General features: G+C 56.4%; 28 protein-coding genes. 19 read left to right on the forward strand and 9 right to left on the reverse strand.

Translation table 11 applies throughout. The features are described from left to right. Positions 1-44 precede the first annotated feature (44 nt). Genes tsaB through BLV48_RS07465 form a run of 3 tightly spaced genes read left to right on the forward strand, consistent with a single transcriptional unit; the run spans position 45 to position 2,352 of the window. Positions 45-734: a tRNA (adenosine(37)-N6)-threonylcarbamoyltransferase complex dimerization subunit type 1 TsaB gene (tsaB, locus tag BLV48_RS07455; RefSeq protein ID WP_091825377.1), complete on the forward strand. Its 690-nt coding sequence runs from the start codon at positions 45-47 to the stop codon at positions 732-734. Continuing rightward, positions 731-1,555: an undecaprenyl-diphosphate phosphatase gene (locus BLV48_RS07460; protein ID WP_091825380.1), complete on the forward strand. Its 825-nt coding sequence runs from the start codon at positions 731-733 to the stop codon at positions 1,553-1,555. The genes tsaB and BLV48_RS07460 overlap by 4 nt, the downstream gene beginning before the upstream one ends. Then, entirely contained in the window at positions 1,552-2,352 is an 801-nt protein-coding gene (locus BLV48_RS07465) for a class I SAM-dependent methyltransferase (RefSeq protein ID WP_091825383.1), read from the forward strand. The genes BLV48_RS07460 and BLV48_RS07465 overlap by 4 nt, the downstream gene beginning before the upstream one ends. Here BLV48_RS07465 and BLV48_RS07470 read toward each other — a convergent pair. Then, positions 2,346-2,552, reverse strand: a complete 207-nt coding sequence (locus tag BLV48_RS07470) for a SlyX family protein (RefSeq protein WP_091825386.1) — start codon at positions 2,550-2,552, stop codon at positions 2,346-2,348. The genes BLV48_RS07465 and BLV48_RS07470 overlap by 7 nt on opposite strands. A gap of 190 nt (positions 2,553-2,742) precedes the next feature. On the opposite strand from BLV48_RS07470, the gene BLV48_RS19460 reads away from it, so the two are divergent. Further along, positions 2,743-3,207, forward strand: a complete 465-nt coding sequence (locus tag BLV48_RS19460) for a cold-shock protein (protein ID WP_091825388.1) — start codon at positions 2,743-2,745, stop codon at positions 3,205-3,207. 50 nt (positions 3,208-3,257) lie between these two features. Here BLV48_RS19460 and hrpB read toward each other — a convergent pair whose 3' ends face one another. Then, positions 3,258-5,777: an ATP-dependent helicase HrpB gene (hrpB, locus tag BLV48_RS07480; RefSeq protein WP_091825391.1), complete on the reverse strand. Its 2,520-nt coding sequence runs from the start codon at positions 5,775-5,777 to the stop codon at positions 3,258-3,260. 135 nt (positions 5,778-5,912) lie between these two features. On the opposite strand from hrpB, the gene BLV48_RS07485 reads away from it, so the two are divergent. Further along, positions 5,913-6,521 carry an IMPACT family protein gene (locus BLV48_RS07485; RefSeq protein ID WP_091825394.1) on the forward strand — a complete coding sequence of 203 codons (609 nt, stop codon included), beginning with the start codon at positions 5,913-5,915 and terminating at the stop codon, positions 6,519-6,521. 75 nt (positions 6,522-6,596) lie between these two features. After that, a complete protein-coding gene (locus BLV48_RS07490) occupies positions 6,597-8,312 on the forward strand; it encodes a phosphoethanolamine transferase (RefSeq protein WP_091825395.1) in 1,716 nt (571 codons plus the stop codon). Here the strand turns inward: BLV48_RS07490 and BLV48_RS07495 are convergent. The 4 genes from BLV48_RS07495 to BLV48_RS18740 form a co-directional block, all read right to left on the reverse strand. Then, positions 8,285-9,313 carry a sensor histidine kinase gene (locus BLV48_RS07495; RefSeq protein WP_091825398.1) on the reverse strand — a complete coding sequence of 343 codons (1,029 nt, stop codon included), beginning with the start codon at positions 9,311-9,313 and terminating at the stop codon, positions 8,285-8,287. The genes BLV48_RS07490 and BLV48_RS07495 overlap by 28 nt on opposite strands. After that, on the reverse strand, positions 9,310-10,014 hold the full coding sequence (locus BLV48_RS07500; protein ID WP_091825399.1) for a response regulator transcription factor: 705 nt from the start codon (positions 10,012-10,014) through the stop codon (positions 9,310-9,312). The genes BLV48_RS07495 and BLV48_RS07500 overlap by 4 nt, the downstream gene beginning before the upstream one ends. Then, complete coding sequence (locus BLV48_RS07505) at positions 9,983-10,765, reverse strand: phosphatase PAP2 family protein (RefSeq protein ID WP_175527617.1); 783 nt, start codon at positions 10,763-10,765, stop codon at positions 9,983-9,985. Before BLV48_RS07505 ends, BLV48_RS07500 begins: the two co-directional genes overlap by 32 nt. 79 nt (positions 10,766-10,844) lie before the next feature. Continuing rightward, positions 10,845-11,243 carry a hypothetical protein gene (locus BLV48_RS18740; RefSeq protein WP_139253896.1) on the reverse strand — a complete coding sequence of 133 codons (399 nt, stop codon included), beginning with the start codon at positions 11,241-11,243 and terminating at the stop codon, positions 10,845-10,847. A 166-nt stretch (positions 11,244-11,409) separates the two neighbouring features. On the opposite strand from BLV48_RS18740, the gene BLV48_RS07510 reads away from it, so the two are divergent. Genes BLV48_RS07510 through BLV48_RS07530 form a run of 5 tightly spaced genes read left to right on the forward strand, consistent with a single transcriptional unit; the run spans position 11,410 to position 14,596 of the window. Further along, complete coding sequence (locus tag BLV48_RS07510) at positions 11,410-11,679, forward strand: PepSY domain-containing protein (protein ID WP_091825405.1); 270 nt, start codon at positions 11,410-11,412, stop codon at positions 11,677-11,679. 10 nt (positions 11,680-11,689) lie between these two features. Further along, positions 11,690-12,226: a cytochrome b/b6 domain-containing protein gene (locus BLV48_RS07515; protein WP_091825408.1), complete on the forward strand. Its 537-nt coding sequence runs from the start codon at positions 11,690-11,692 to the stop codon at positions 12,224-12,226. Positions 12,227-12,258: 32 nt separating this feature from the next. Next, a complete protein-coding gene (locus tag BLV48_RS07520; RefSeq protein ID WP_254774989.1) occupies positions 12,259-12,576 on the forward strand; it encodes a PepSY domain-containing protein in 318 nt (105 codons plus the stop codon). Between the two features lie 2 nt (positions 12,577-12,578). After that, positions 12,579-13,256, forward strand: coding sequence for a response regulator transcription factor (locus BLV48_RS07525; RefSeq protein ID WP_091825410.1), 678 nt, complete (start codon positions 12,579-12,581; stop codon positions 13,254-13,256). Next, positions 13,253-14,596, forward strand: coding sequence for a sensor histidine kinase (locus tag BLV48_RS07530; RefSeq protein ID WP_091825413.1), 1,344 nt, complete (start codon positions 13,253-13,255; stop codon positions 14,594-14,596). Before BLV48_RS07525 ends, BLV48_RS07530 begins: the two co-directional genes overlap by 4 nt. A gap of 29 nt (positions 14,597-14,625) precedes the next feature. On the opposite strand, the gene BLV48_RS07535 is transcribed toward BLV48_RS07530, so the two are convergent. Continuing rightward, positions 14,626-15,180: an HD-GYP domain-containing protein gene (locus BLV48_RS07535; RefSeq protein WP_091825416.1), complete on the reverse strand. Its 555-nt coding sequence runs from the start codon at positions 15,178-15,180 to the stop codon at positions 14,626-14,628. 246 nt (positions 15,181-15,426) lie between these two features. On the opposite strand from BLV48_RS07535, the gene BLV48_RS07540 reads away from it, so the two are divergent. The 8 genes from BLV48_RS07540 to dnaB all read left to right on the forward strand — a co-directional run bounded on the left by BLV48_RS07540 (position 15,427) and on the right by dnaB (position 21,214). Next, complete coding sequence (locus BLV48_RS07540) at positions 15,427-16,008, forward strand: anthranilate synthase component II (RefSeq protein ID WP_091825419.1); 582 nt, start codon at positions 15,427-15,429, stop codon at positions 16,006-16,008. Between the two features lie 25 nt (positions 16,009-16,033). Further along, a complete protein-coding gene (gene trpD, locus BLV48_RS07545) occupies positions 16,034-17,074 on the forward strand; it encodes an anthranilate phosphoribosyltransferase (protein ID WP_091825421.1) in 1,041 nt (346 codons plus the stop codon). Next, positions 17,074-17,892 (forward strand): indole-3-glycerol phosphate synthase TrpC, encoded by an 819-nt coding sequence (gene trpC, locus BLV48_RS07550; protein ID WP_091825424.1) that lies wholly within the window; start codon positions 17,074-17,076, stop codon positions 17,890-17,892. Before trpD ends, trpC begins: the two co-directional genes overlap by 1 nt. A 29-nt stretch (positions 17,893-17,921) precedes the next feature. Then, positions 17,922-18,329 carry an OsmC family protein gene (locus BLV48_RS07555; protein ID WP_175527626.1) on the forward strand — a complete coding sequence of 136 codons (408 nt, stop codon included), beginning with the start codon at positions 17,922-17,924 and terminating at the stop codon, positions 18,327-18,329. 133 nt (positions 18,330-18,462) lie between these two features. After that, positions 18,463-18,882 carry a 30S ribosomal protein S6 gene (gene rpsF, locus BLV48_RS07560; protein ID WP_091825429.1) on the forward strand — a complete coding sequence of 140 codons (420 nt, stop codon included), beginning with the start codon at positions 18,463-18,465 and terminating at the stop codon, positions 18,880-18,882. A 30-nt stretch (positions 18,883-18,912) separates the two neighbouring features. Beyond that, positions 18,913-19,143 carry a 30S ribosomal protein S18 gene (gene rpsR, locus BLV48_RS07565; protein ID WP_091825431.1) on the forward strand — a complete coding sequence of 77 codons (231 nt, stop codon included), beginning with the start codon at positions 18,913-18,915 and terminating at the stop codon, positions 19,141-19,143. A 127-nt stretch (positions 19,144-19,270) separates the two neighbouring features. After that, positions 19,271-19,717: a 50S ribosomal protein L9 gene (rplI, locus tag BLV48_RS07570; RefSeq protein ID WP_091825433.1), complete on the forward strand. Its 447-nt coding sequence runs from the start codon at positions 19,271-19,273 to the stop codon at positions 19,715-19,717. A 114-nt stretch (positions 19,718-19,831) separates the two neighbouring features. After that, positions 19,832-21,214, forward strand: coding sequence for a replicative DNA helicase (gene dnaB / locus BLV48_RS07575; protein ID WP_091825783.1), 1,383 nt, complete (start codon positions 19,832-19,834; stop codon positions 21,212-21,214). 8 nt (positions 21,215-21,222) lie between these two features. On the opposite strand, the gene BLV48_RS07580 is transcribed toward dnaB, so the two are convergent. Both BLV48_RS07580 and bioA read right to left on the reverse strand, forming a co-directional pair. After that, positions 21,223-21,654 (reverse strand): acyl-CoA thioesterase, encoded by a 432-nt coding sequence (locus tag BLV48_RS07580; protein WP_091825436.1) that lies wholly within the window; start codon positions 21,652-21,654, stop codon positions 21,223-21,225. A gap of 24 nt (positions 21,655-21,678) precedes the next feature. After that, the gene (gene bioA, locus BLV48_RS07585) at positions 21,679-22,974 is read right to left on the reverse strand and encodes an adenosylmethionine--8-amino-7-oxononanoate transaminase (RefSeq protein ID WP_091825438.1); all 1,296 of its coding nucleotides are present in this window, start codon (positions 22,972-22,974) and stop codon (positions 21,679-21,681) included. Positions 22,975-23,026: the final 52 nt, after the last annotated feature.

A 23,026-nucleotide genomic window follows, 5' to 3' on the forward strand; every position in this document is an offset into this window, starting at 1 on the left:
CCAGCTGATTACAATAGCCCCGTTTTTGACCGACCGAGAAGACTATGTCCAAAATACTGGCCCTGGATACCTCTACCGATGCCTGTTCAGCGGCGCTGCTGCTGGGTGATCAGTTGACTGATCGCTTTGTCATCGAGCCGCGCCGCCATACCCATCTGTTGTTGCCGATGGTTGACGAGCTGCTGGCTGAAGCCGGTGTGGCTTTGAACAGTCTGGATGCCATCGCCTTTGGCCGTGGCCCCGGCTCTTTCGCCGGCATTCGCATTGCGACCGGAGCCGCTCAGGGGTTGGCGCTGGCAGCAGATCTGCCGGTGGTGCCGGTTTCAACCCTGAAGGCGATCGCCTGGGCAGAAGGTGAAGGCAGCGGCTCGCTGTTGACGGTGCTGGATGCTCGCATGGATGAGGTCTACTGGTGTGCATGGCGGTGGCAGGACGGCGAGCCGGTTGCACTGGTCGAGGAACAGGTATGTGCCCCGGCACAGATCCACCTGCCGTCGGAAAGCCTTGTCCGGCCTTTTGTCGGGTTGGGCAGTGGCTGGTGTTATCGTGAACGGATGCCGGCAGAGCTGGTGCGTCAGGTTTGTGAGATCAAAGCGGAGGTCTACCCGCAGGCCTCGGCGATGGCGCAGCTGGCTCAGCGAGCGCTCAAGCAGGGAGCTGCGATGGCGCCGGATGATGCGCGCCCAGTTTATCTGCGCGATCAGGTTGCCTGGAAGAAAAAGGATCAGCAGTGAACTTCAGTGACTGGCTGCATACCTTTTGCCTGGCCGTGATTCAGGGGCTGACGGAGTTTCTGCCCATCTCCAGTTCGGCGCATCTGATTCTGCCTTCCCAGTTGCTGGGGTGGGAGGATCAGGGGCTGGCGTTTGATGTCGGCGTTCATGTCGGCACTCTGCTGGCGGTTGTCTATTATTTCCGTCGAGAGGTCAGCGGTATGGCCATGGCCTGGGGGCGTTCTTTGGGTGGGCCGTGCGATGCCGAAGGCAAGCTGGCCTGGTTGGTGGTGCTGGCGACTCTGCCCGCGATGTTCAGCGGGCTCATGTTTGCAGGCCTGATCGAACAGTATGGTCGCTCGGTACTGGTGATAGCGGCTGCTACGCTGATTTTTGGCGTTTTGTTGGGCTGGGCTGACAGTCGCCGGCAGGAATGTCGCGGAATTCGTGAGCTGACGCGACGCGATGCCGTCATGATCGGTATGGCACAGGCATTGGCCCTGATACCCGGTACCTCGCGTTCAGGAATCACCATTACGGCGGCTTTAATGCTGGGATTCGAGCGTCAGAGTGCTGCGCGGTTTTCATTTTTGTTGTCAATCCCGATCATATTTGGTGCCGGAGTGCTGCAGGTTGCGCGGCTTTCTGAGCAGGGCAGTGGTGCTCACTGGCTGCAGATTGGTGTCGGTACACTGGTTGCCGGACTCAGCGCGCTGGCCTGTATCCACCTGTTCCTCAAGTGGCTTGATCGTGTAGGCATGATGCCGTTTGTCTGGTACCGGCTGGCGTTGGGGGTTGTGCTGTTGCTGGTTTGGTTGGCAGGCCCAGGGGGGCTGGTGTGAATCTGGCCGTAGGTTGGCAGTATGAGGACGGCAGGGCAAAAGCAGAAACATTGGCGCTTGAGCTTGGTCTTCCCTGTGTTGCGTCTCCTGATCTGGCCTCTGCCGAGCCTTGGCAGCAGGTGCTGTTGTTTGATTTGCAGGGACTGGCGCTTTACGCGACCGGACCAAAACGCCCGGGACCTGTCAGGGCCGATTTCGTGTCCGGCGCGGTTGCGCATCGGCGTCAGTTTGGCGGCGGTACGGGCCAGCTGATCGCCAGGGCCTGCGGTATCAAGTCAGGCATACGCCCAACCATTGTTGATGCGACTGCAGGCCTTGGGCGAGATGCCTTTGTGCTGGCGACGCTGGGCTGTCAGGTACACATGCTGGAACGCTCATCGGTTGTGCATGCACTTCTGGCAGCCGGGCTGGAACAGGCCATCAGTGTGCCTGAGCTGGCCGAAACGCTGCAGCGGATGACGCTGGAGCGGGCTGACGGGCGTACCTGGCTGCAGAAGTGTCCTGAGCAGCAACAGCCAGACCTGGTCTACCTTGATCCCATGTTCCCGCATACGGACAAGAAGGCTCAGGTCAAGAAGGAGATGCTGGCTTTCAGAGAGTTGGTGGGCCAGGATACCGATGAGGCCGAGTTGCTGGCGGCGGCGCTAGAGGCTGCGCGCTGTCGGGTGGTGGTCAAACGCGCCCGAAAGGCGCCTGCCATCACGGGTCAAAAGCCTTCCTACTCGCTGGAAGGCAAGTCCAGCCGCTATGACATCTATGCCCTGCGAGCGTTGGGTGGAGCCCAGAGTTCTCAGTAATGGGGCGGCGGTACATCGGCTGCGGGCGCTTCTTCACTGCCGCCGAGTTCACGTAGCTGGCCGTGCAGAATCTTGACCATTCGTGTCAGTTTTTCCAGATCCATTTCCTGCCGCGCCACGACTTCACTCAGCTTGTCGATGGCGTCTTCCTGAAAAGCGATGCGTGATTCCAGCTCTGCCAGGGTATCGTTGTCGGCCATAATGACCTCCTTGCTGTTTGGACGGGGTCCATAGGATAGTTCATAGGTCCCTCTGTCAGAAAGCCTGTCAGGCTTAAGCCATTGAAAAAAAATGACGAATAGAGTATATCTGACGAGCTTCAATGCGCGTCTTCCTAAATCTGCGCATCTTATATTGTATAAACATTCAGCTAATAAACAGAGAAGATCAATGAGTGGTAATCAGTTAATCAAGAGTGTGTTGGCCAGTGTTCTGGCTGCGTTTATTATTCCTTTTCTGCTGCAGCGCGTTGCGGGAGTTGAAATAGGGTTCACCTTGCCGGTTTTGGCAATCATTGCTGTTGTGGTTCTGCTTGTAACCCTGGCCAGTGCCTGGCAACCTGCGGGTACTGCCGTTACGGCGCGGACAGCTCGTCCGTTTTCCGATGCTTCAGAGCAGGATGATGACGAAGGTGACGAGAACGACGGTCGTGAAATCGGCAGCGTTAAATGGTTCAACGTGTCCAAGGGGTTCGGTTTCATCACGCGTGAAAATGGTGATGATGTGTTTGTTCATTTCCGCAACATCCGTGGCCGTGGTCACCGCTCTCTGAACGAAGGTCAGAAAGTTCGCTTCAGCGTGCGTGAAAGCGACAAAGGCCTGCAAGCTGAAGACGTGTCCATCGTTCGCAGCTGACCCCCTCTGCCGGTAGCTTCGCTGCCGGCACCTTTCCTTCCTTCCCTATTTCAAGACGGCTGACGTCGTTTGGTGTATCGAGTCGGCGCTGCGTTGGCAGGGTCATCCGGCCAGGGGTGTTTTGGATAGCGTCCCTTCATCTCCTTCTTCACCTCCCGGTAACTTCCAGCCCAGAATGCGGCCAGATCGGATGTCACCTGTAGCGGTCGTTGTGCCGGCGACAGCAGGTGCAGTGTGAGGGGAATCCCGTGGCCTACACGGGGAGTATCAAGGCAGCCAAACATTTCCTGTAATTTTACCGCCAGTACCGGAGGCGACTGGCTGTAGTCGATTCGATAGCTGGAACCTGAAGGAACGGGTATCCGTTCGGGGGCGAGCTGATCCAGCAACTGCTGTTGTGGCCAGTTCAGCCGGCTGCGCAAAATCGACAGTAGATCGAGCCGAGTCAGATCGTCCTGTCGAGTAACAGTATCCAGCCAGGGCGACAGCCATTGCTCCAGAGTCTGTAGCAGCCCTGCATCGGACAGGTCGGGCCATTGGGCATCACTGTCCTGGCTGGCGGCAAACGCCACTCGTGCCCTGAACTGCTCGACTTCAGGTGTGAAGCTCAGCCGCAGCAACCCTTCACGCTGCAGCAGCGACATAATGGCTCTGCGCCTGTGCTCCGCCGTTACTTCCTGCAGCTGTGTTCGGCTCAACACCAGATTGCCGATGCACACCTGCCGTTCAGCCACAAACCTGTCCTGTCGGCTGTCCCACTCGACGACCTCTTCAGTTCGTTTGAGATCCTTTAGCTGACTTTCGAACAGCGAGGGGGCCAGGGCACTGGCCAGTCTGATTCTGTCCGAAGCGCGTCCATTGTGGCTGCTGAGTGTGGCGACCGCGAGCCATTCATGTTTGCGCAACGGGTCCTGTTCGGCCAGCGTAACCCCTCGCCCCTGGCTGAGGCGATATTGCGCAGAGCCGGGTTCCCGCTGCCGCGCGATCCGGTCCGGGTAGGCGCAGACAATCAGATAGCCGATCCAGTGAGGCTGATCCGGTGCGCTGACGGGCTGCGAGGCGATGTCAAGGCAGCTGTTGCGCAGCTGGCTTGCAAGTTGTTGCAGTCGCCGCCGTTGTGGCTCGCGGCCTGCGTTCTGCAACCAGTCAAGCCGCTGGCGCAGGTCGGCGGACTGAGTATTCAGCGGGTCTCGCTCGGTCAGCAGTACCGCAAGGTCTGCCGCCAATGGCAGCAGGCCGTTTTCCGCACCGCATAGCAACATGTGGGCAAGACGGGGGTGAGTCGGTAGCTCGGCCATGCGCTCGCCTCTGCGGGTCAGACGTAACTGGTTGGGGGCGGGGGCTTCAATCGCCTCCAGCTGCATCAGCAGTTGTATTGCCTGACTGAATGTGGCCGCAGGCGGTGGCTCCAGCCAGATCAGTTCGGCTGGATCGTTCACGCCCCAGTTCAACAGTTGCAGTGCCAGCGGGGCCAGATCGGCCTGAAGAATTTCCGGGCGTGTCTGGGGTTCAAGCTCACTGTGTTGGGCTTCGGACCAAAGCCGATAGCAGGTGCCTGGCCCCAGGCGTCCAGCCCTGCCTGCACGCTGAGTGGCGCTTGCCATCGACACGCGGGTGGTGAACAGACGCGTCATGCCACTGGCGGGATCAAAACGCGCCTGTCGACTCAGCCCGGAGTCGATGACCGCTTCTATGCCCTCAATGGTCAGGCTGGTTTCCGCGATGGCGGTGGCCAGTACCACTTTGCGCTGGCCCCGGGGTGGTGACAGTATCGCCTGTTGCTGCTGATCCAGCGGCAGCTCACCATGCAGCGGGGTCAGCAGCAGCTCGGGATACTGTTCGAGAAGCGGTTCCAGCAGTGCCTGAGTGCGGCGAATTTCGGCCAGTCCCGGCAGAAACACCAGTAGGCTGCCGGCGTGCTGCTGCAGTGTCTGTGCCACCAGTTTTGCGATACGAGGCTCGATCGGCTCGTCGCTGCGACTGCGGGCGGACCAGATGATCTCCACCGGGTGGCTGCGGCCACTGGATTGCACCACAGGTGCGCCGCCGAGTAGTGCAGACAATGTCGAGTGCTCGAGGGTTGCCGACATCAGCAGCAGTTTGAGTGGAGGCCCTTCGAGCAGCAGCTCCCGCCCCTGCAGTGCCAGTGCCAGACTGAGGTCGGCATCCAGGCTGCGCTCGTGAAATTCATCCAGAATCAACAACCCTATGCCTTCAAGCCCCGGATTTTCCTGCAGCATGCGCACCAGCACCCCGCCGGTGACCACTTCCAGGCGGGTGGCCTCACTGGTGCGTGTTTCGAGCCGAACACGATAGCCAACACGCTTACCGACCGGCTCACCCAGTTGCTGTGCCAGTCGTTGGGCTGCAGCCTTGGCCGCAAGTCGTCGTGGTTCCAACAGGATGATTTTCTGTCCTGCCAGCCAGGGCCGGTCCAGCAGTGCAAGTGGCACGCGTGTGGTTTTGCCCGCACCGGGTTCGGCTTCAAGAATCAGTTCGTTCTGTTGCTCAAGGGTGGCAACGATCTCTGGCAGCAGTGAATCGATCGGCAGCTGAGAGAGGTCGGGCATGGTCAGAATCCTTGGCAGTTCGGGCCTGCGAAGTGTACCAGCAACGCAGGCGGGGTGCTGCCCGCGACCGGACAGAAGACCGTGCGATGTACTATCATCCCGCGTGGACCTAACAATCGAGGACCTGCGTTGCTCATGACCTGTTACAAAACCCTGGCCGAACCGATACACAGCGAGATCGAGATCAAGAAGTCACGCTTTATCGGCTGTATTGAGCCGATCCACTCCCATGCGGCCGGACTTGAACGGGTGGCCGAGCTTTGGCGGCAGCACCCGGAAGCGCGGCATATCTGCTATGCGATGCTGGTGGCCGGGCAGGTGCGTCAGTCCGATGACGGCGAGCCTTCGGGCACGGCGGCCCGCCCGATATTGAATGTACTGCAGCACAAAGGGCTGGATTACGTACTGGCCACGGTGGTGCGTTACTTTGGTGGTATCAAGTTGGGTGCAGGTGGTTTGGTACGCGCCTACAGCCAGGCGATCAGCGAGCCGCTGCAGCAGGTCGAATATGTCGAGGTCAAGCCTCAGGCGCAGGCGCAGATCCGGTTTGAGCATGCGCATGAAGCACTGGTGCGCCGTTTGGCCGAGCAGGCCGGGCTGGCACTTGAGGTAGAGTATCAGCAACAGGTGTTGGCCACTCTGCAGGGCGAAGCAGAGCCGCTGGAGCAATGCCTGCACCAACTGAAGGAGCAGACAAGAGGGGAGCTGGAGTTACTGAACACCAATACGGATGTTGGGGCCTGATTCGAGCCTGTTTTCACGTTAGCCTCACACAGTACAGAGCATGCTACAGGTCTGATAAATCTTCAGGACATACCCATGCTTGTTCGCCTGTTTTCAAAACTGTCTTACCTGCCTCGTCCCCGGCTGAGCGCCGTTCAGCTGGGCTGGCTGGTGGCACTGTTGTTGGGGTTGTTCTATAACGGATCGCTCTGGCGCCTGATTCTATCGCTTCAGTATGCTGATGCCGTACACAAGTGGTTTTTTGCCGCAGCTTTTTTACTGTTTCTGCTGGCGGTGATTCAGCTGTTTCTGGGCTTGTTGTGCTGGCCACAACTGATTAAGCCGGTGGCGGTGTTTCTGCTTCTGAGCACGGCGCAGGTCGGTTATTTCATGGACAGTTATGGCATCGTGATTGACAAGACCATGGTGCAAAATCTGTTCGAGACCGACCCGGCAGAAGTGAGGGATCTGGTCACCGGTGCCATGTTGCTTAACTTGTTGTTGAAAGGCGTGTTGCCGTCCCTGTTGCTGCTGTGGATCAGGATCAAGCCCCAGCCGGTTAAGCGGATTCTGGTGGGGCAAACCATCAGTCTGCTCAGCTGCCTGCTCCTGATCGGGCTGAATGCAGCACTGCTGTATAAGGACTATTCCTCGCTGTTTCGCAATCACCGTGAGATCCGCAATCTGGCGCTGCCGTCCAGCTACCTGTACTACACAGGGCGATACCTCAGTGGAGCCTATGATGCCTCCAAGCGTGTCTTTCAGCCGCTGGGGCTGGACGCTCGACTTGAATCAGCCGGGTTTCAGACTGTATCCGCGAAAGCGCAAAAGCCTGACGTGCTGATTGTGGTATTGGGTGAGACGGCACGCAGCATGAACTTTGGCCTCAACGGCTATGCGCGAGATACCACTCCCGAGCTGGAGCGCCTGCCGGTGGTGAGCTTTACGGATGTGGAATCCTGCGGTACCAGTACAGCTGTGTCGGTGCCCTGTATGTTCTCGCTGCAGCAGCGAGAACGATATGACGATGAGCAGGTGGCCTATCAGAGCAATGTGCTGGATATTTTGCAGCATGCAGGTGTTTCTGTACGTTGGCGTGAAAACAACTCCGGCTGCAAGGGTGTGTGTGCACGCATTCCGGTGATCGAGGCGGAGCAGCTCAATCCAGGGCACGACTGTACGGAAGAGGAATGCTTCGATGATCAGTTATTGTTCGGGTTGCAGCAGCAGCTGGAGGGGCTTAAGGGGCCTGCGGTGATCGTACTGCATCAAAAGGGCAGCCATGGGCCGGCTTATTTTGAACGTGTCCCTGAGAACTATCAGTACTTCACACCGGTCTGCCAAAGCAGCGAGCTGCAGACCTGTGTTCAGACCGATATCGTCAACGCCTATGACAATACCATTCGCTATACCGACCATCTTTTGGCACGGGTGATCGAGCTGTTGCAGCGGCAAGAGCAGCTTAACGCCGCCATGCTCTATGTCTCGGATCATGGCGAGTCGTTGGGGGAGAATAACCTCTACTTGCATGGTATGCCCTGGCTGCTGGCGCCAGAAGAGCAAAAGCAGGTGCCTCTGATCACCTGGCTGTCAGCCGGGTTCCAGCAGGAGCATGGTGTTGACTGGCAGTGCCTCAAGGCAAACAGCGACAAACCACTCAGCCATGACTTCCTGGCTCACTCTCTGTTGGGGCTGATGCAGGTCAGTACATCAGTCTACCAGCCAGAGCTGGATCTGTTTGCGCCTTGTCGTAATGGGCAGTGGAGTCTCGCGACAGTACACAATCAGTCGGCCCGGAAGGCTGATGGCTGAAACTCGATCCGGGCCTGGAACTGCCGAGCATCCTGGTGGTAACAAAAATGTGCTCCGGCCTTGTCACATAGTTGAGCAATGATGGGCAGGCCGTAGCCAAAGCCCTGTTGCTTGTTTTCTGGGCCTGCAGTTGCTACTGGGTTGGTCAGGATCAGTGAGTGAGTATCCGCCTCAAGTGTCAGCACCCCTGTACCATGGCGGCGCGCATTGCCCAGCAGGTTGTCGAGTATGACTGACAATATGAAGGGGTGAATGGACCAGTCCAGTACTGGTCCAATCTGCAGCTGCAGCTCAAGCCCCGAATGGTCACTTTGGTTGATCAGCTGCTGCAGCATGTGGCTGTCGACTTTGCAATGCTCTGAAGGCTGTTCACGGGAGAGCCAGAGGAAGGAGTCGGTCAACTGCTCCATTCGATTAACGGCTTGGGCGATCCGCTGATACGCACGTTTCTCGGCGGGATTGGTGTGATCTCTCGACATCTCCTGCAACAGATCCAGCGAGCCATGTATCACGGTCAGGGGGGAGCGCAGTTCGTGACTGGCAAAGCGGGTAAAGTTCTGTTCCCGCTGAATAAAGCCATCAATGCGCCGCAACAGCTGGGCAAAGCGCTGGCTCATTTCACCCAGTTCATCCTTGCGGGGCAGGGGCGTCATCTGTGGCGAAGAAGGATCAACCGCTTCAATTGCCTGCATCAACTCCCGCACGGGGCGTGTCTGTTGCCAGATCAGCAGTAGAGTGATGCCCATGGCTCCAAGCGAAAACAGTAGAATTCCCCCAATTACGAGCGCTCGTTCCATCAACTCGGATGAATTGGGCTCGTCCAGCAATTGCTCAATACTCGTTTGCTGGAGTTCTGGCTGACTGGCCATGTATTCGAGAATGGCTGCACGGTTGGCATCCTCAATACTTTCGACCAGGTGCCAGCCCGCCAGCCAGTACAGGCTGGTCAAGAGCAGAGTGGAGAGTCCGGTAATCAGAATGATGCGAGTTGTGAATTTCATGGCGTTTCTGTGGTGTTGGGGGCATCTGGAAGTTGTAGATACACACCGCTTCCCCTGCGGGTGTGCAGCATTGCGGAGTCGAACGGCTTGTCGAGTTGGGTTCTCAACTGATACAGCAGTGACCGCAGCGCATCACTGTCCGGGGGCTCGTCTCCCCAGATGGCCTGCTCAAGCTCGCGACGGCTGACGACGCGGGGAGCATGTGCGATCAGGTGGCGCAGCAGAGTAAAGCCCTGAGGGGTCAGCTGCAGCGGTACTTCATCGCGCCGTGCCTGTTGCTGTTCCACATCCAGTTCCAGTGGACCGAAATGCAGCAGGCGCAGTTGTTGACGTGATACGCGTCGGCTCAAGGCTTCAATGCGACAAACCAGCTCGTCCATGGCAAAGGGCTTGACCAGGTAGTCGTCGGCACCGGCGGAAAAACCGGTGACCTTGTCATTCACTTGATCGAGAGCTGTCAGCAGCAGAATCGGGGTGGTGACACCCAGCTGACGCAGCTGCTGACAGAGCGCAAAACCACTGATGCCGGGCATCATGACATCCAGCACCAGTACGTCATGATGTTGTTGCCTGGACAGTTCGAGTGCTTGCTCGCCGGTACGGGCACAGTCAACACTGATGCCGCGCCAGCTTAAAAAGTCGGCGATTGCCTCAAGAATGCCAGGATCGTCATCGGCTAGTAGAACGGAAATCTGAGACATTGGGCAGACGCTCGCTTACTGATTTTAATTGCATCATAGAGCTGTCGGGGTGAAGGCTGCAATCGCGCCTGGGTGCCAGCATCAGCGCCGCCAGCAGGGCGTTGATCGACCAACACAGTGTAAAACTCCAGATATCGTGTGACAGAAAATGTGCGCCTCGCAGCTGCTGAGTGGTCCCGAACAGCAGGCCGAGCCCCAGTGCCAGGGCAAGTGTGGCATATCGCCACCGTGGCTGGACAGTTGCCGCCGCAAAATAGAGCGCAAGCCAGGCATACCCGGCACTGGCGTGTCCGGCGGGAAAGCAGCTTCCGCTACCGTGATTGAAAAGCTGCTGCAGCAAGGGTGAGTAAGGTACATCGCCGCCAAAAGGTTGCAGGCTCCAGGGACATTCAACGCCAAGGGAGCGTTTGCCCAGCAGAATCACTCCGCTGGCAATCAGTGGCGAAATGACCAGATAGGCCAGAACTCTTCGGTAAGGTCGCAGCCGTGGACGAATGCCACTGGCCAACAACAGGATGAGGCAAAGCAGAAGCAAGGCAATGCTGAACTGTCGACCGCGTTGATGGAGTAACTCACTGAACAGCCAGTGCTCCTTCAGGGTCCATTCATGACCTTCCAGCGCATAGATCCATTGGGCCAGTGTCAGATCAAGCTGAAAACGGTGGATGATCAGGGTCGCCACCATGGCGCATGCCAGCGCCGCAAGGGCTGAGCATATGAGGCCTGTGCGGCCCGGAAGGCTGGAATTCATGCTGTAACAACCGCCACTGTAGAGGGGACTGGCATGATGCCTGCCTCCGAGTGAAAAGGACGTGAAAGCCTTGCTCGCGTCACACAGAGGTGTTTGGTCGAGACGAGCATTCGGCTGCCGAAGGGGTACCCTCAGGCTGTTCCTGACGGGCATTCCGGGGCGATAGATGCTGTCTCCAGACCCAGCTGCTGGCCCAGTTTGACGGCATAACGTGAGACGCAGCCAGTGTAGCGTCGGTCAGTGCGATCCGCTCCTGTTCAACATTGCGTCGAATCTGATCCAGCAGCAGGTGTATTTTCTGGTCGGCCTGGGCCAAAAACGCCTGCTCGATGACTTTGTCAGTCTTGTGTGACAAGAGATAACCGTTCAAGACCAAAATACTGATGGCAAACAACAAAAAACGTGCAGAGAGGGGTAATCGAGCGCGTTTTTCTTCCGTCTGTGAAGCTTTGTAGCTGTCGTGATGATGATTTTGCACCCTGATCTCCCGGACCTGCTTGTGATTCTGTATCACTGCTGACTACGCGCAGAGCTTATTAAAGCAGCCTTAAGACGTCGCGTGGAAAAAGCCGATGCTTTAAGTTTGGTTTCAGCCAGCCCGAGTACAGTGGCTCCTGTAAACCAACACAAACAGGAGTAACCTGATGAAAAAGCTGATTGCGAGCCTGATCCTTTCCACAGCTGCCGTCTCCGGTGTGGCCATGGCTGGTGACAAATGTGATGTGCCACAGGATGAATGGCAAACTGAGGAGGCCTTCCGTGCCGCCATTGAAGCCAAGGGATGGGAGATCAAAAAGTTCAAGATCGATGACGGCTGCTATGAAATCTATGGCTATGACGAGAAGCAGCGTCGTGTAGAGGCTTACTTCGATCCCAAGACTTTCGATATGGTCAAAATGGAACTGGACGACTGAGGAGCTCATAATGAATGCCACTGTAAAGGTCTGGGATCCTCTGGTGCGGGTGTTTCACTGGTCACTGGTGCTCTGCTTTGCAGTGGCCTGGGCCAGTGCGGATGACTGGCAGGACCTGCATGAAATAGCAGGCTATACAGCTGCGACATTGATCGCTTTCCGGTTGATATGGGGGCTTTTCGGTCCCCGTTATGCCAGATTCCGGCAGTTTGTGCGTGATCCAAAAGTTGTTGCAGGATATCTGTCGGATATGTTGAAGGGGCGCGAGGCGCGTTACCTGGGGCATAATCCGGCAGGTGGTATCATGGTTGTGGCTCTGCTGCTGGGCATGGGGCTATTGACACTCACCGGCTGGCTTTACACGGATCTGTTGTGGGGTGAAGAGTGGGTCGAAGAGAGCCATGAGTTGCTGGCCAATCTGATGCTTATGCTTGCGGGGTTGCATGTGGCCGGTGTTGTTCTGGCCAGTGTTCGTCACCGCGAGAGCCTGGTTAAATCGATGATCACGGGACGTGAGCGTGTGCCGGGTGAGGCTGACGTGAATTGATGAGGTCTCAATAAATTGCTGGAGGTGACACAATGAAAAGCCTGTTTGCCATTCTGCTGCCATACATGATGGGGCTGACAATAGTGCTGTCACCTGTAGCCCTGGCCGGTCGTGATCTTGATCAAAATGAAGCGCGTCGCCTGATGTTGTCCGGGCAAATCCGGCCCTTGTCTGAGTTGATGTTACTGCATCCAGAACGATTGAACGGACATCTTCTTGATGTAGAGCTCGAAGAGGAGGATGGGCGCCTGGTCTATGAAATTGAGGTGCTGGGTAAGGATGGTGTGGTACGTGAGTTTTACCTGGATGCTTCCAGTGGCGCTGTTATCAAGGAAGAGATCGAGGACTGAGCATGCGAATTCTTCTGGTTGAAGATGATGTTCGACTTGCGGCGGAGCTCAAGCCCCGGCTGCAGCAGGCAGGTTTTGCCGTTGAAACCGCTCATGATGGCGAGGATGGTGAGTTTCTTGGGCGGGAGGAAAATTTTGATGCCGTTATTCTGGATCTGGGCCTGCCTCGCAGGCCGGGCCTTGAAGTGCTCGCAAACTGGCGCAGCGCAGGTCTGGATATGCCGGTACTGGTACTGACGGCACGTGATGCCTGGCATGAACGCGTGGATGGACTCAAGGCCGGTGCAGATGATTATTTGGGCAAGCCTTTCCACACCGAAGAGTTATTGGCGCGTCTTGAGGCGCTGGTCCGCCGTCATCACGGTCATGCCAGCAGTCGTCTGCAAGTGGCGGGGCTGGAGCTGGACAATGATCTTCAGCTGGTACGTGATCAGGAGGGGCTGGAGCATCCGTTGACCGGTCGAGAGTTCCGCCTGCTGCGTTACATGATGCTTAACGCTGACAGGGTGCTGTCCAAGAACGAGCTGAGCGAGCATGTCTACGAAGAGGAAGATCTGCGTGACAGCAACGTGATTGAGGTCTATATCAACCGTTTGCGTCAGCGTTTTGGCAAACGCTGCATCCTGACCCGGCGTGGTCAGGGGTATGTGATGCCGAGTCAGCCTGAGAGCGGCTCATGAGTCGAAATCAGGTGGCCACGAGTAGCTCGCTTGAGTGGCGGATTCGGCGGCAGCTCCTGCTGGTGCTGTTGTTGGTCATGAGCGGACTGCTGATGTTGGTACACATCAGTGTCAGCCATTTGACCCAGAATTTTGTCCTCAGTCGCCTGGAGCATGATGCCGAGAGCCTCATTGCGGCATTGGAGCGTGGGGCCGATGGCCGCTGGCAGTTGAATGAGACGACATTGCCGCAAGTGTATCAGCGGGTGCACTCGGGGCACTATTATGTACTTGCTAGTGACACAATGACCTTGCACTCACGCTCTCTTTGGGACCTGGAAACCTCAACTCGAATGATGCCTGTGGGTGTCAGTCGCAGTGATCTCAAGCCCGGGGTCGGTGATCAGCAGTGGTTGATCAGAGAACAGGGGTTCAGTAAACAGGGACAGAGCTTTTCGCTCTGGATAGCAGAAGATATTGCGGACCTGCAGCAGGAACAGCGTCAATTTGAAGCAGGGCTTCTGCTGCTGTTGCTGTTGAGTCTGCCGTTGTTGCTGATCCTGCAAAGGCGTGTGTTGCGTTCGGGATTTGCCCGTCTTGAGCCTTTGCGCCAGAGCCTCGCGCGACAGCAGGCTGGTGCCGAGGTTGAGTTTCCGGCTGAGATACCTCAAGAAGTGGTGCCCCTGGTAGAAACCATTACCCAGCTGTTGCGCCGTTCAGGTGAGCAAACAAGTCGCTCACGGATGGCACTGGGCAATCTGGCACATGAACTCAAGCATCCGTTACAGGAGTTGCAGTGGCTTGCACGGCAGCATCCGGACCCTGAACAGGGTGCACAGTTGCTGCGACTGTATCGGCAGCTGCATCAGCGTATTGATCGGGAGCTGCGTCGGGCACGGATTGCCGGTGCGCCGGGGCCGGGAAGGCAGTTTGTGCCGAGGGATGAAGTGACACACCTGGTGCGCCTGCTTCAGCGTATCGGCCGAGATGATATCGATTTTAAATCCGAATTGCCGCCCGGGGCGATCCCTTTTGATCGTGATGACATGCTGGAGCTGCTCGGCAACCTGTTGGATAACGCCTGGCGTCATGCCTGTCGGCGTGTACGGCTTCACATACAGCCCGAGAAGGATAATATCCACTTGTGGTCAATACTGGTCGAAGATGACGGTGCAGGTGTGAATGCTGCTGATTTGCTGCGGTTATCTGAGCGTGGTGTGCGTCTGGATGAGCAGGCCAATGGCAGCGGTTTGGGGCTGTCTATCTGTCGCGCGGTGGCAGAAAGCTACGATGGAAAGCTGGTTTTTGCCGCTTCAGAACTCGGGGGGCTGCAGGTAAAGGTGAGTCTGAGAGCAACATGATTTGGCTTGGCGTATGACTCGCTTCCGCTTTACGTAACGGATGTGGATATGAACGCCGTAAACTCTTTCAGCAGGTCCGGGTCGTACCAATGAGCATCCGAATGCATCATGGCAATTGCGTCCGCAGGTTGTGCCCCCTTATGGTAGGGCCGATCTTCAGTGATGGCATCATATGAGTCGATAATTCGGACGATTCTGGCCAGTAGAGGGATTTTTTCACCCGATAGCCTGGCCGGGTATCCACTGCCATCAAAATTTTCATGATGATACAAAACGATCGCTACAACCAGGTCATCAAGTGACAGTGGCTGAATAAGCTCTGCTCCAAGCTGGGTATGTTGCTGGATAAGCAGATACTCGGCATGAGTCAAGCGAGAAGGTTTGTGCAAAATCGATTCGCTGATCGAAAGCTTGCCGATATCATGGATTTCAGCACCGTAGGCCAGTGTGTTGCTATCATCCCTGTTCAGGGACAGGTGCTTTGCAAAGCCCTCTGCATAGGACCTCAACCGACTCTGATGGCTCGCAATATCAGGGTCTCGGGCATCAACCACCCGCTGTATAAAAGCAAAAATATGAGGCATGAATAATCCTTCTCATTGCCCGTCGTGATTTCATACAGACACTATAGGCCCATTTTCACGCAAATAGAAATCGCCAGGGATCAGAAGGGGCTTGGGTTGCAGTGATATGTACCAGTTCGCTATTACATCCCTGTAATGTATTATTGCTCAAAGTGTTCAATTCGTTTTTGTCTGCTATGGCAAACGCGGATAGAGGTCAGCGGCTGTTATGAAAACGTATTGGTTAAGCAGGGGGTTACAGAAGCAGTGCTGCTGATGATCGATAACTTCGACAGTTTTACCTGGAATGTTGTCCGCTACTTCGAAGAGCTGGGGATGGAAGTGCAGGTGCATCGCAATAACGCGATTACGCTGGAACAGATTGAAGCCCTGGCGCCTACCCATATGGTGATATCTCCCGGTCCTTGTACACCGGCTGAAGCGGGTATCTCGGTTGCTGCCATACGTCATTTTGCCGGGCATCTGCCGATTTTGGGGGTTTGTCTTGGGCATCAGTGTATTGGTCATGCGTTCGGGGCTGAGGTCGTCAGGGCGCGTCAGGTCATGCATGGCAAAACATCTTTGATCGAGCATCGTGGTAAAGGCCTGTTTGCGAGTATTAAGCAGCCGCTTGAGGTGACGCGTTACCATTCTCTGGTTGTGCGCCGCGAGAGTCTGCCGGATTGTCTTGAAATGACGGCATGGACGACCACCGCAGATGGCGAGCCTGACGAAATCATGGCGCTGCGGCATCGAGAGCTTGAACTGTACGGGGTGCAGTTTCATCCCGAATCCGTTCTGACTGAACAGGGACATGCACTGCTGGAAAACTTTATTCAGCGGCGTTGAATCGCATACTAACAGGAGGCATTGGATGAATATTCAGGAAGCGCTGGCACGCATTGTCGACCATATCGACCTCGGTTTTGAAGAGATGGAAGACGTCATGCGTCAGGTAATGACCGGGCAGTGCAGTGAGTCCCAGATTGCCGGCTTTCTGGTTGGCCTGCGGATGAAGGGTGAGTCGATTGATGAAATTACCGCGGCTGCCAAGGTGATGCGTGACCTGGCCACACCGGTACGTCCGGCCGTAGGCCCCCTGGTTGATATTGTTGGTACCGGTGGCGATGGCGCCAACCTGTTCAACGTGTCATCGGCCAGTGCCTTTGTCGCGGCGGCCTGTGGTGTCAAGCTTGCCAAACACGGCAATCGTGGTGTTTCTTCCAGCAGCGGCAGCGCTGACCTGCTGGAGCAGGCCGGTATCAATCTGGATTTGGGCGCCGATGAGGTCGCACGCTGTATCGATGAAGTTGGTATCGGCTTCATGTTTGCGCCTGGCTACCACGGTGCCATGAAGCATGCGATCGGTGCCCGCCGTGCGCTCGGTATGCGGACTTTGTTCAACATACTGGGCCCCATGACCAACCCGGCTGGCGCGACCCGCGGCGTGATCGGCGTATTCACGCCCAAGCTCTGTCGCCCCATGGCGGAAGTGATGCAGCAACTGGGGGCTGAACACATTATGGTGGTGCATGCAAAGGATGGGTTGGATGAAATCAGCCTGGCCACCCAGACGCAGGTTGCGGAGCTGCAAAATGGCAAGATTACGGAATACAGCTTGTCACCTGAAGATGTGGGCATCGACAGTCAGAGCTTGATCGGTCTGAGTGTGAACAGTCCCTCGGAGTCGTTGGCCCTGATTCAGCTGGCGTTGAGTGGTTCGGATGAGCCGGTGGCACGAAAGGCCGCTGCCATGGTGGCACTGAATGCTGGCGCAGCCGTATATCTTAGCGGGCAGGCGGATACACACCAGGCCGGTGTCGAGCAGGCTTTGGAAGCCATACGTTCGGGCGTAGCACTGGATAAAATGAAGCAGCTGGCCGCGTTCAGTCAGCAGCTGGGGAAAACTGAATAATGAATGATACACCCACAATTCTGAAAAAGATCATCGCTCGCAAGCATGAAGAAGTGGCTGAGCGCAGTGCACGGGTATCGATTGCAGACCTGAAACAGCGTATTGCCGATCAGCAAGGCAGTGCGTCAGATCCGCGCGGGTTTGCGGATGCGCTGGCAACGTCGCTGTCATCGGGTCAGCCTGCAGTGATCGCCGAGATCAAAAAGGCCAGCCCTTCAAAGGGCGTGATTCGAGACCCCTTTGAGCCGGCCGAAATTGCCGCTTCGTACGAGCGGGGCGGTGCCAGCTGCCTGTCGGTACTGACCGATGTAGACTTCTTTCAGGGGGCGGACGAATACCTGCAGCAGGCACGCAGCGCCTGTTCATTGCCGGTCATCCGCAAGGATTTTATCGTGGACCCCTATCAGATCTACGAAGCCCGCACACTTGGGGCTGACTGTATTCTGCTGATTGTTGCGGCCCTGAGCGATGCGCAGTTGTCTGACTTGACCACGCTGATCCATGAGCTTGGCATGGATGTGCTGATTGAGGTGCATAATGCAGAGGAACTTGAGCGTATTCTGCCGCTCAACACCCGTCTGGTTGGGATTAATAACCGTGATCTGCACACCTTTGACGTCAGTCTTGAAAACACCTTCCAGCTGCTCGATCGCATCCCGTCAGATCGCATTATCGTGACCGAGAGCGGCATTTTGACGCCGGATGACGTGGCTGCCATGCAGGCCCGGCAGGTCAACGCTTTCCTGATCGGTGAGGCGTTCATGCGGGCAGACGATCCAGGACAGCAGCTGGCGCGCTTTTTCAGCGCTGCACACTAACGCATTGTGAGGAAACAGGCAGTATGAGCATGAATGTCAGTGTTAACTGGGATGGCGATGATCGTTTCAAGGCGACCACCGGTTCCGGTTTTGAAGTGGTAATCGACAAGGATCTCCAGCAGGGGCCGCGGCCCATGGAGCTGGTGCTGACCGGTCTGGGCGGTTGTACCAGTGTTGATGTGGTGGGCATTCTGCGCAAGGCGCGTCAGGATGTGACCGCTTGCGTGGCTGAAATCAGTGCCGAGCGCTCGGACGAAGTGCCTTCGGTCTTTACCGAAATTCATGTCAAATTCATTGTCAGTGGCCGCAAGCTGAAACCTGCTGCGGTAGAACGTGCGGTTCGCCTGTCCGCTGAACAGTACTGCTCGGCATCGCTGATGCTTGAGCGTGGAGGGGTGAAAATCAGCCACAGCTTTGAAATTGTGGACGTGGAATAAACCCGTTTTATCACTTGTTTCTTGAAGGGCGCTGAAGTATAATTTTGCGTCCTTTTTATTTGTTCAACTCCTTGCTTTCAACCACCGGCATTCGGCGGGTGACTTGAAGGCTGTGAAACCGTAAGGAGCAAAAATGCGTCATTACGAAATCGTATTCCTGGTTCACCCGAACCAGAGCGAGCAGGTTCCGGCGATGATCGAGCGCTACAAGACTCTGATCGAAGGTGCTCAGGGCCAGATTCACCGTCTGGAAGACTGGGGCCGTCGTCAGCTGGCTTACCCGATCAACAATGCACACAAGGCACACTATGTGCTGATGAATGTTGAAACGACTCAGGACATCCTGGACGAACTGTCCAGCATGTTCCGTTACAACGACGCTGTGCTGCGTAACATGGTGATCCGTTGCAATGAAGCGGTCACTGAAGTTTCTCCGATCAAGGCAGCAGAGTCTCGCGAAGAGCGCAAGCCGCGTCGCGAAGAGCGCACAGAGCAGAAGCAGGACAACAGTTCTGCCGATGACAGCTCTGATGAAGAAGCTGCTGAAGAGTAATCGTTAACCCTATTTATTGGAGAAGTTCAGATGGCACGTTTTTTCCGTCGTCGCAAGTTCTGCCGTTTCACCGCTGAAGGCGTAAAACAGATCGACTATAAGGATCTGGATACCCTGAAAGGCTACATCACTGAAACCGGCAAAATCGTTCCGAGCCGTATCACTGGCACCAAGGCACGCTATCAGCGTCAGCTGGCGACCGCTATCAAGCGAGCCCGCTACCTGGCTCTGCTGCCGTACACCGACAGCCACGACGTTTAAGCGTCGGTTGATACAGCCGTAGGCAGCACACAGTGCTGCCAGACTCGTTTAATGCTGCTGCCCGGAGGTTGCGTGCAGCAGCCGGGATTCAAGACTGCAGCCTTTGCAGAACAAGAGGTTTTACGAGATGGAAGTTATTCTGCTCGAAAATATCGGTAAACTGGGTAATTTGGGTGACAAGGTCGCCGTTAAATCGGGCTTTGGCCGTAACTACCTGGTTCCTCAGGGTAAAGCCGTACCGGCTACCGCTGATAATGTCGCCAAGTTTGAAGAGCGTCGTGCCGAACTGGAAAAAGCCGCTGCTGACAAGCTGGCTCAGGCCCAGGCTCGCGCCGAACAGCTGAACGAACTGGAACTGTCTCTGGTCACCAAAGCTGGTGACGAGGGTAAACTGTTCGGTTCCATCGGCACCCGTGATATCGCGGAAGCACTGAGCTCTGCCGGCGTTCAGGCCGACAAGAGCGAAGTACGTCTGCCGGAAGGTGCGATCCGTCACGTTGGCGAGTTCGACGTCGACATTCAGGTACACCCTGAAGTGACCGCGACCATCAAGCTGGTTATTGCCGGCGAATAATTTCGCTCTGCAATCCGGTTAAGAAAAAGCACTGCGTGGTATATACTGCGCAGTGCTTTTTTTATGTTCAAAAATGACGATGTTGTATAGCTCAGGAGACGTGATCCGGTGGAAATGGCAGATCTGAACGACGAGGTGCTGGAACAGATCAAGCAGCCACCCCATTCGATTGAGGCCGAGCAGTCGGTTCTGGGCGGCCTGATGCTGGACAACAACGCCTGGGATACGGTCTCGGAAGTACTGCTGGAAGATCAGTTCTACCGCGGCGATCATCGCATGATCTTCCGTACCATGCAGAAGCTGATCGATGAAGGTCGGCCGATCGATGTGGTCACTCTGTCGGAAGAGCTGGACCGCACCGGCGAGCTGGAAAATGCGGGTGGTCTGGAGTATCTGGTCACGCTGGCCCGCAACACCCCCAGTACCTCGAATATCCGCGCCTACTCCGAGATTGTGCGTGACCGTTCACTGCTGCGTCAGATGATCAGCGTAGCCAACGAGATCGCCGACAGTGCATTTCATCCCGGCGGTCGCGCCTCTGATGAAATCCTCAACGAAGCCGAGCAGAAAATCTTCCAAATTGCGGAAAATCGACCCAATCAGGGAGGCCCCGAGGGGGTAAATCCGCTGCTTAAGCGTGCGGTGGACCGGATTGATGAACTGTTCAACAATGCGGACTCCCTCACGGGGGTCACCACCGGTTTTGATGACCTGGATGATCGCACCGGTGGTTTGCAGAAGTCGGACCTGGTGATTGTGGCAGCGCGTCCCTCAATGGGTAAAACCACTTTCGCCATGAACCTGGTCGAAAATGCTCTGATGGCAACTGAGAAGCCGGTACTGGTGTTCTCGCTGGAGATGCCCGCCGACCAGTTGGTGACACGTATGCTGTCATCGCTTGGTCGTATCAATCAGACCAAGGTACGTAACGGTCAGCTTGAAGAGGATGACTGGCCCAAGCTGACGACTGCGGTCAACATGCTCAAGAACAAGCCGCTGTTTATTGATGACCAGCCCGGTATCAGTCCCAACGAGATGCGTACCCGTGCACGACGTATCGTGCGTGAGCACGGTGATCTTGCCATGATCATGGTCGATTACCTGCAGCTGATGACCCTTAAAACGGGTAAAAGTGAAGGCCGTACCCAGGAGATATCAGAGATTTCCCGATCCTTGAAAGCCCTGGCCAAGGAGATGAGCTGCCCGGTGGTGGCGCTGTCGCAGTTGAACCGAAGCCTTGAACAGCGTCCCAATAAGCGTCCGGTGAACTCGGACCTGCGTGAATCCGGCGCTATCGAGCAGGACGCCGACGTGATCATGTTCATCTATCGTGATGAGGTATACAACGAGGACAGCCCGGACAAGGGAACCGCTGAAATCATTATCGGCAAGCAGCGTAACGGTCCCATCGGTTCGGTTCGTCTGGCGTTTATAGGGCAGTACACCCGTTTCGAGAATCTTTCACACATCAACTACAACTACGATGATGGTGAGTAGGGTGATGCTCAGGACTCCCTGAGCATCTTGTTGCGAAAGCCTTCAGGCACGGCAACTACCTTGCGGTCGGTGTAATCGAAGAACACGATGCCGGTTTTTGCATGCGCAATCTCCACCGCCGTGTCCTTGTTGCTCAGCAGATAGTAAAGATCGCAGCCGTACTTGTTGAAATCGGCCACCGTTACATCCACCTGCACGCGATCACCATGGAAGCTCTCCGCCTTATAAACGATGGCAGAGTCGGTCATGATGATCCCCGCCCCTTCTACATCAAACTCGGCGTAGTGGTAATGCTTGAGGAAGCGCAGGCGGGCCTCATGTACCATCGACAGCACGGCATCATTGCCCATGTGGCCGCCATAGTTGATGTCGCTGATACGGACACACAATTCGGTGCTGAACAGGTAATTGTCCGGCATATCCAGTTTGATCCGGGCCATTTCGTGCACTCTCCTGAAAGTTGCTTACAACCGATCCAGCTCCTGCATCACCGCGACCATGGCAGTGGTGAGGGTAGTAAGATCTGCATCTGACATGATATAGGCTGGCATGACATAGACAAGCCTGCCAAATGGGCGTACCCACACGCCCTGGTCGACAAACATGGGCTGCACCTGGGCCAGTGAAACCGGTTCATGACGCTCGATTACGCCGATCGCGCCCAGCACTCTTACATCGGCTACGCTGGTCAGAGCACGAGCGGGCTCGAGGCCCTGCTTCAGGCCTGATTCAATGCGCTGTACCTGAGAGTGCCAGTCTTGTTGTTCCAATTGATTCAGGCTTTCCAGTGCCACGGCGCAGGCCAGCGGGTTGGCCATGAAGGTGGGTCCGTGCATGAAGCATCCAGCGCCTCCTGCAGAGATGGTATGCGCAATCTCCGCTGTGGCCAGCGTCGCGGCCAGCGTCATGTAGCCGCCGGTCAGGGCCTTGCCAAGACACATGATATCGGGGCTGATGCCGGCATGATTACAGGCAAACAGTTCACCGCTGCGACCAAACCCGGTGGCAATCTCGTCGGCAATCAGCAGCACCTTATACTGATCGCAGAGCGCCCGTGCCTGGCGCAGCCATTCGGGGGAGTAGAAGCGCATTCCACCGGCGCCCTGAACAATGGGTTCCAGAATCAGTGCTGCCAGCTCACCATGATGCTGGTCCAGCAGGCGTTCGAGCTCTGCGATATCGGTAGCTGCAAAGCCGCCATCAAAGGGGGGCTCCGGGCGAGGAGCAAACAGCTGCTGTGCCAACACGCCACTGAACAGTTCATGCATGCCGTTGACAGGATCGCACACCGACATGGCACCGAAGGTATCGCCATGGTAGCCGTTGCGCAGGCTGATCATGCGGTGCTTTTCCGGTTTGCCTCGGGCATGCCAGTACTGGATCGCCATTTTCAGCGCGACTTCGACGGAAACCGAGCCGGAATCGGCCAGAAAAACACGCTCCAGGCCTTCGGGTGTCATCTCGACCAGCTTGCGTGACAATTCAATAGCGGGTGAGTGTGTCAGACCACCGAACATCACATGGGACATGCGATCGATCTGCTCATGCGCGGCCTGGTTCAGAGCCGGATGATTGTAACCATGGACCACTGACCACCAGGAGGCCATGCCATCGATCAGCTCACGTCCGTCTGTCAGGCGCAGGCGTACACCCGAAGCGGACTCCACCGGGAACATCGGTGGCGGGTTGATCATGGACGAATAGGGGTGCCAGATATGCTGACTGTCAAAGGCAAGCTGTTCTGTATCAGGACCGTGCATGCTGATCTCCACTCCTGGGAAGCTGGTGTGAGGGAGCTCATTAGAGCGGTCT

The organism is Marinobacterium iners DSM 11526 (assembly GCF_900107855.1).
GTDB lineage: Bacteria > Pseudomonadota > Gammaproteobacteria > Pseudomonadales > Balneatricaceae > Marinobacterium > Marinobacterium iners.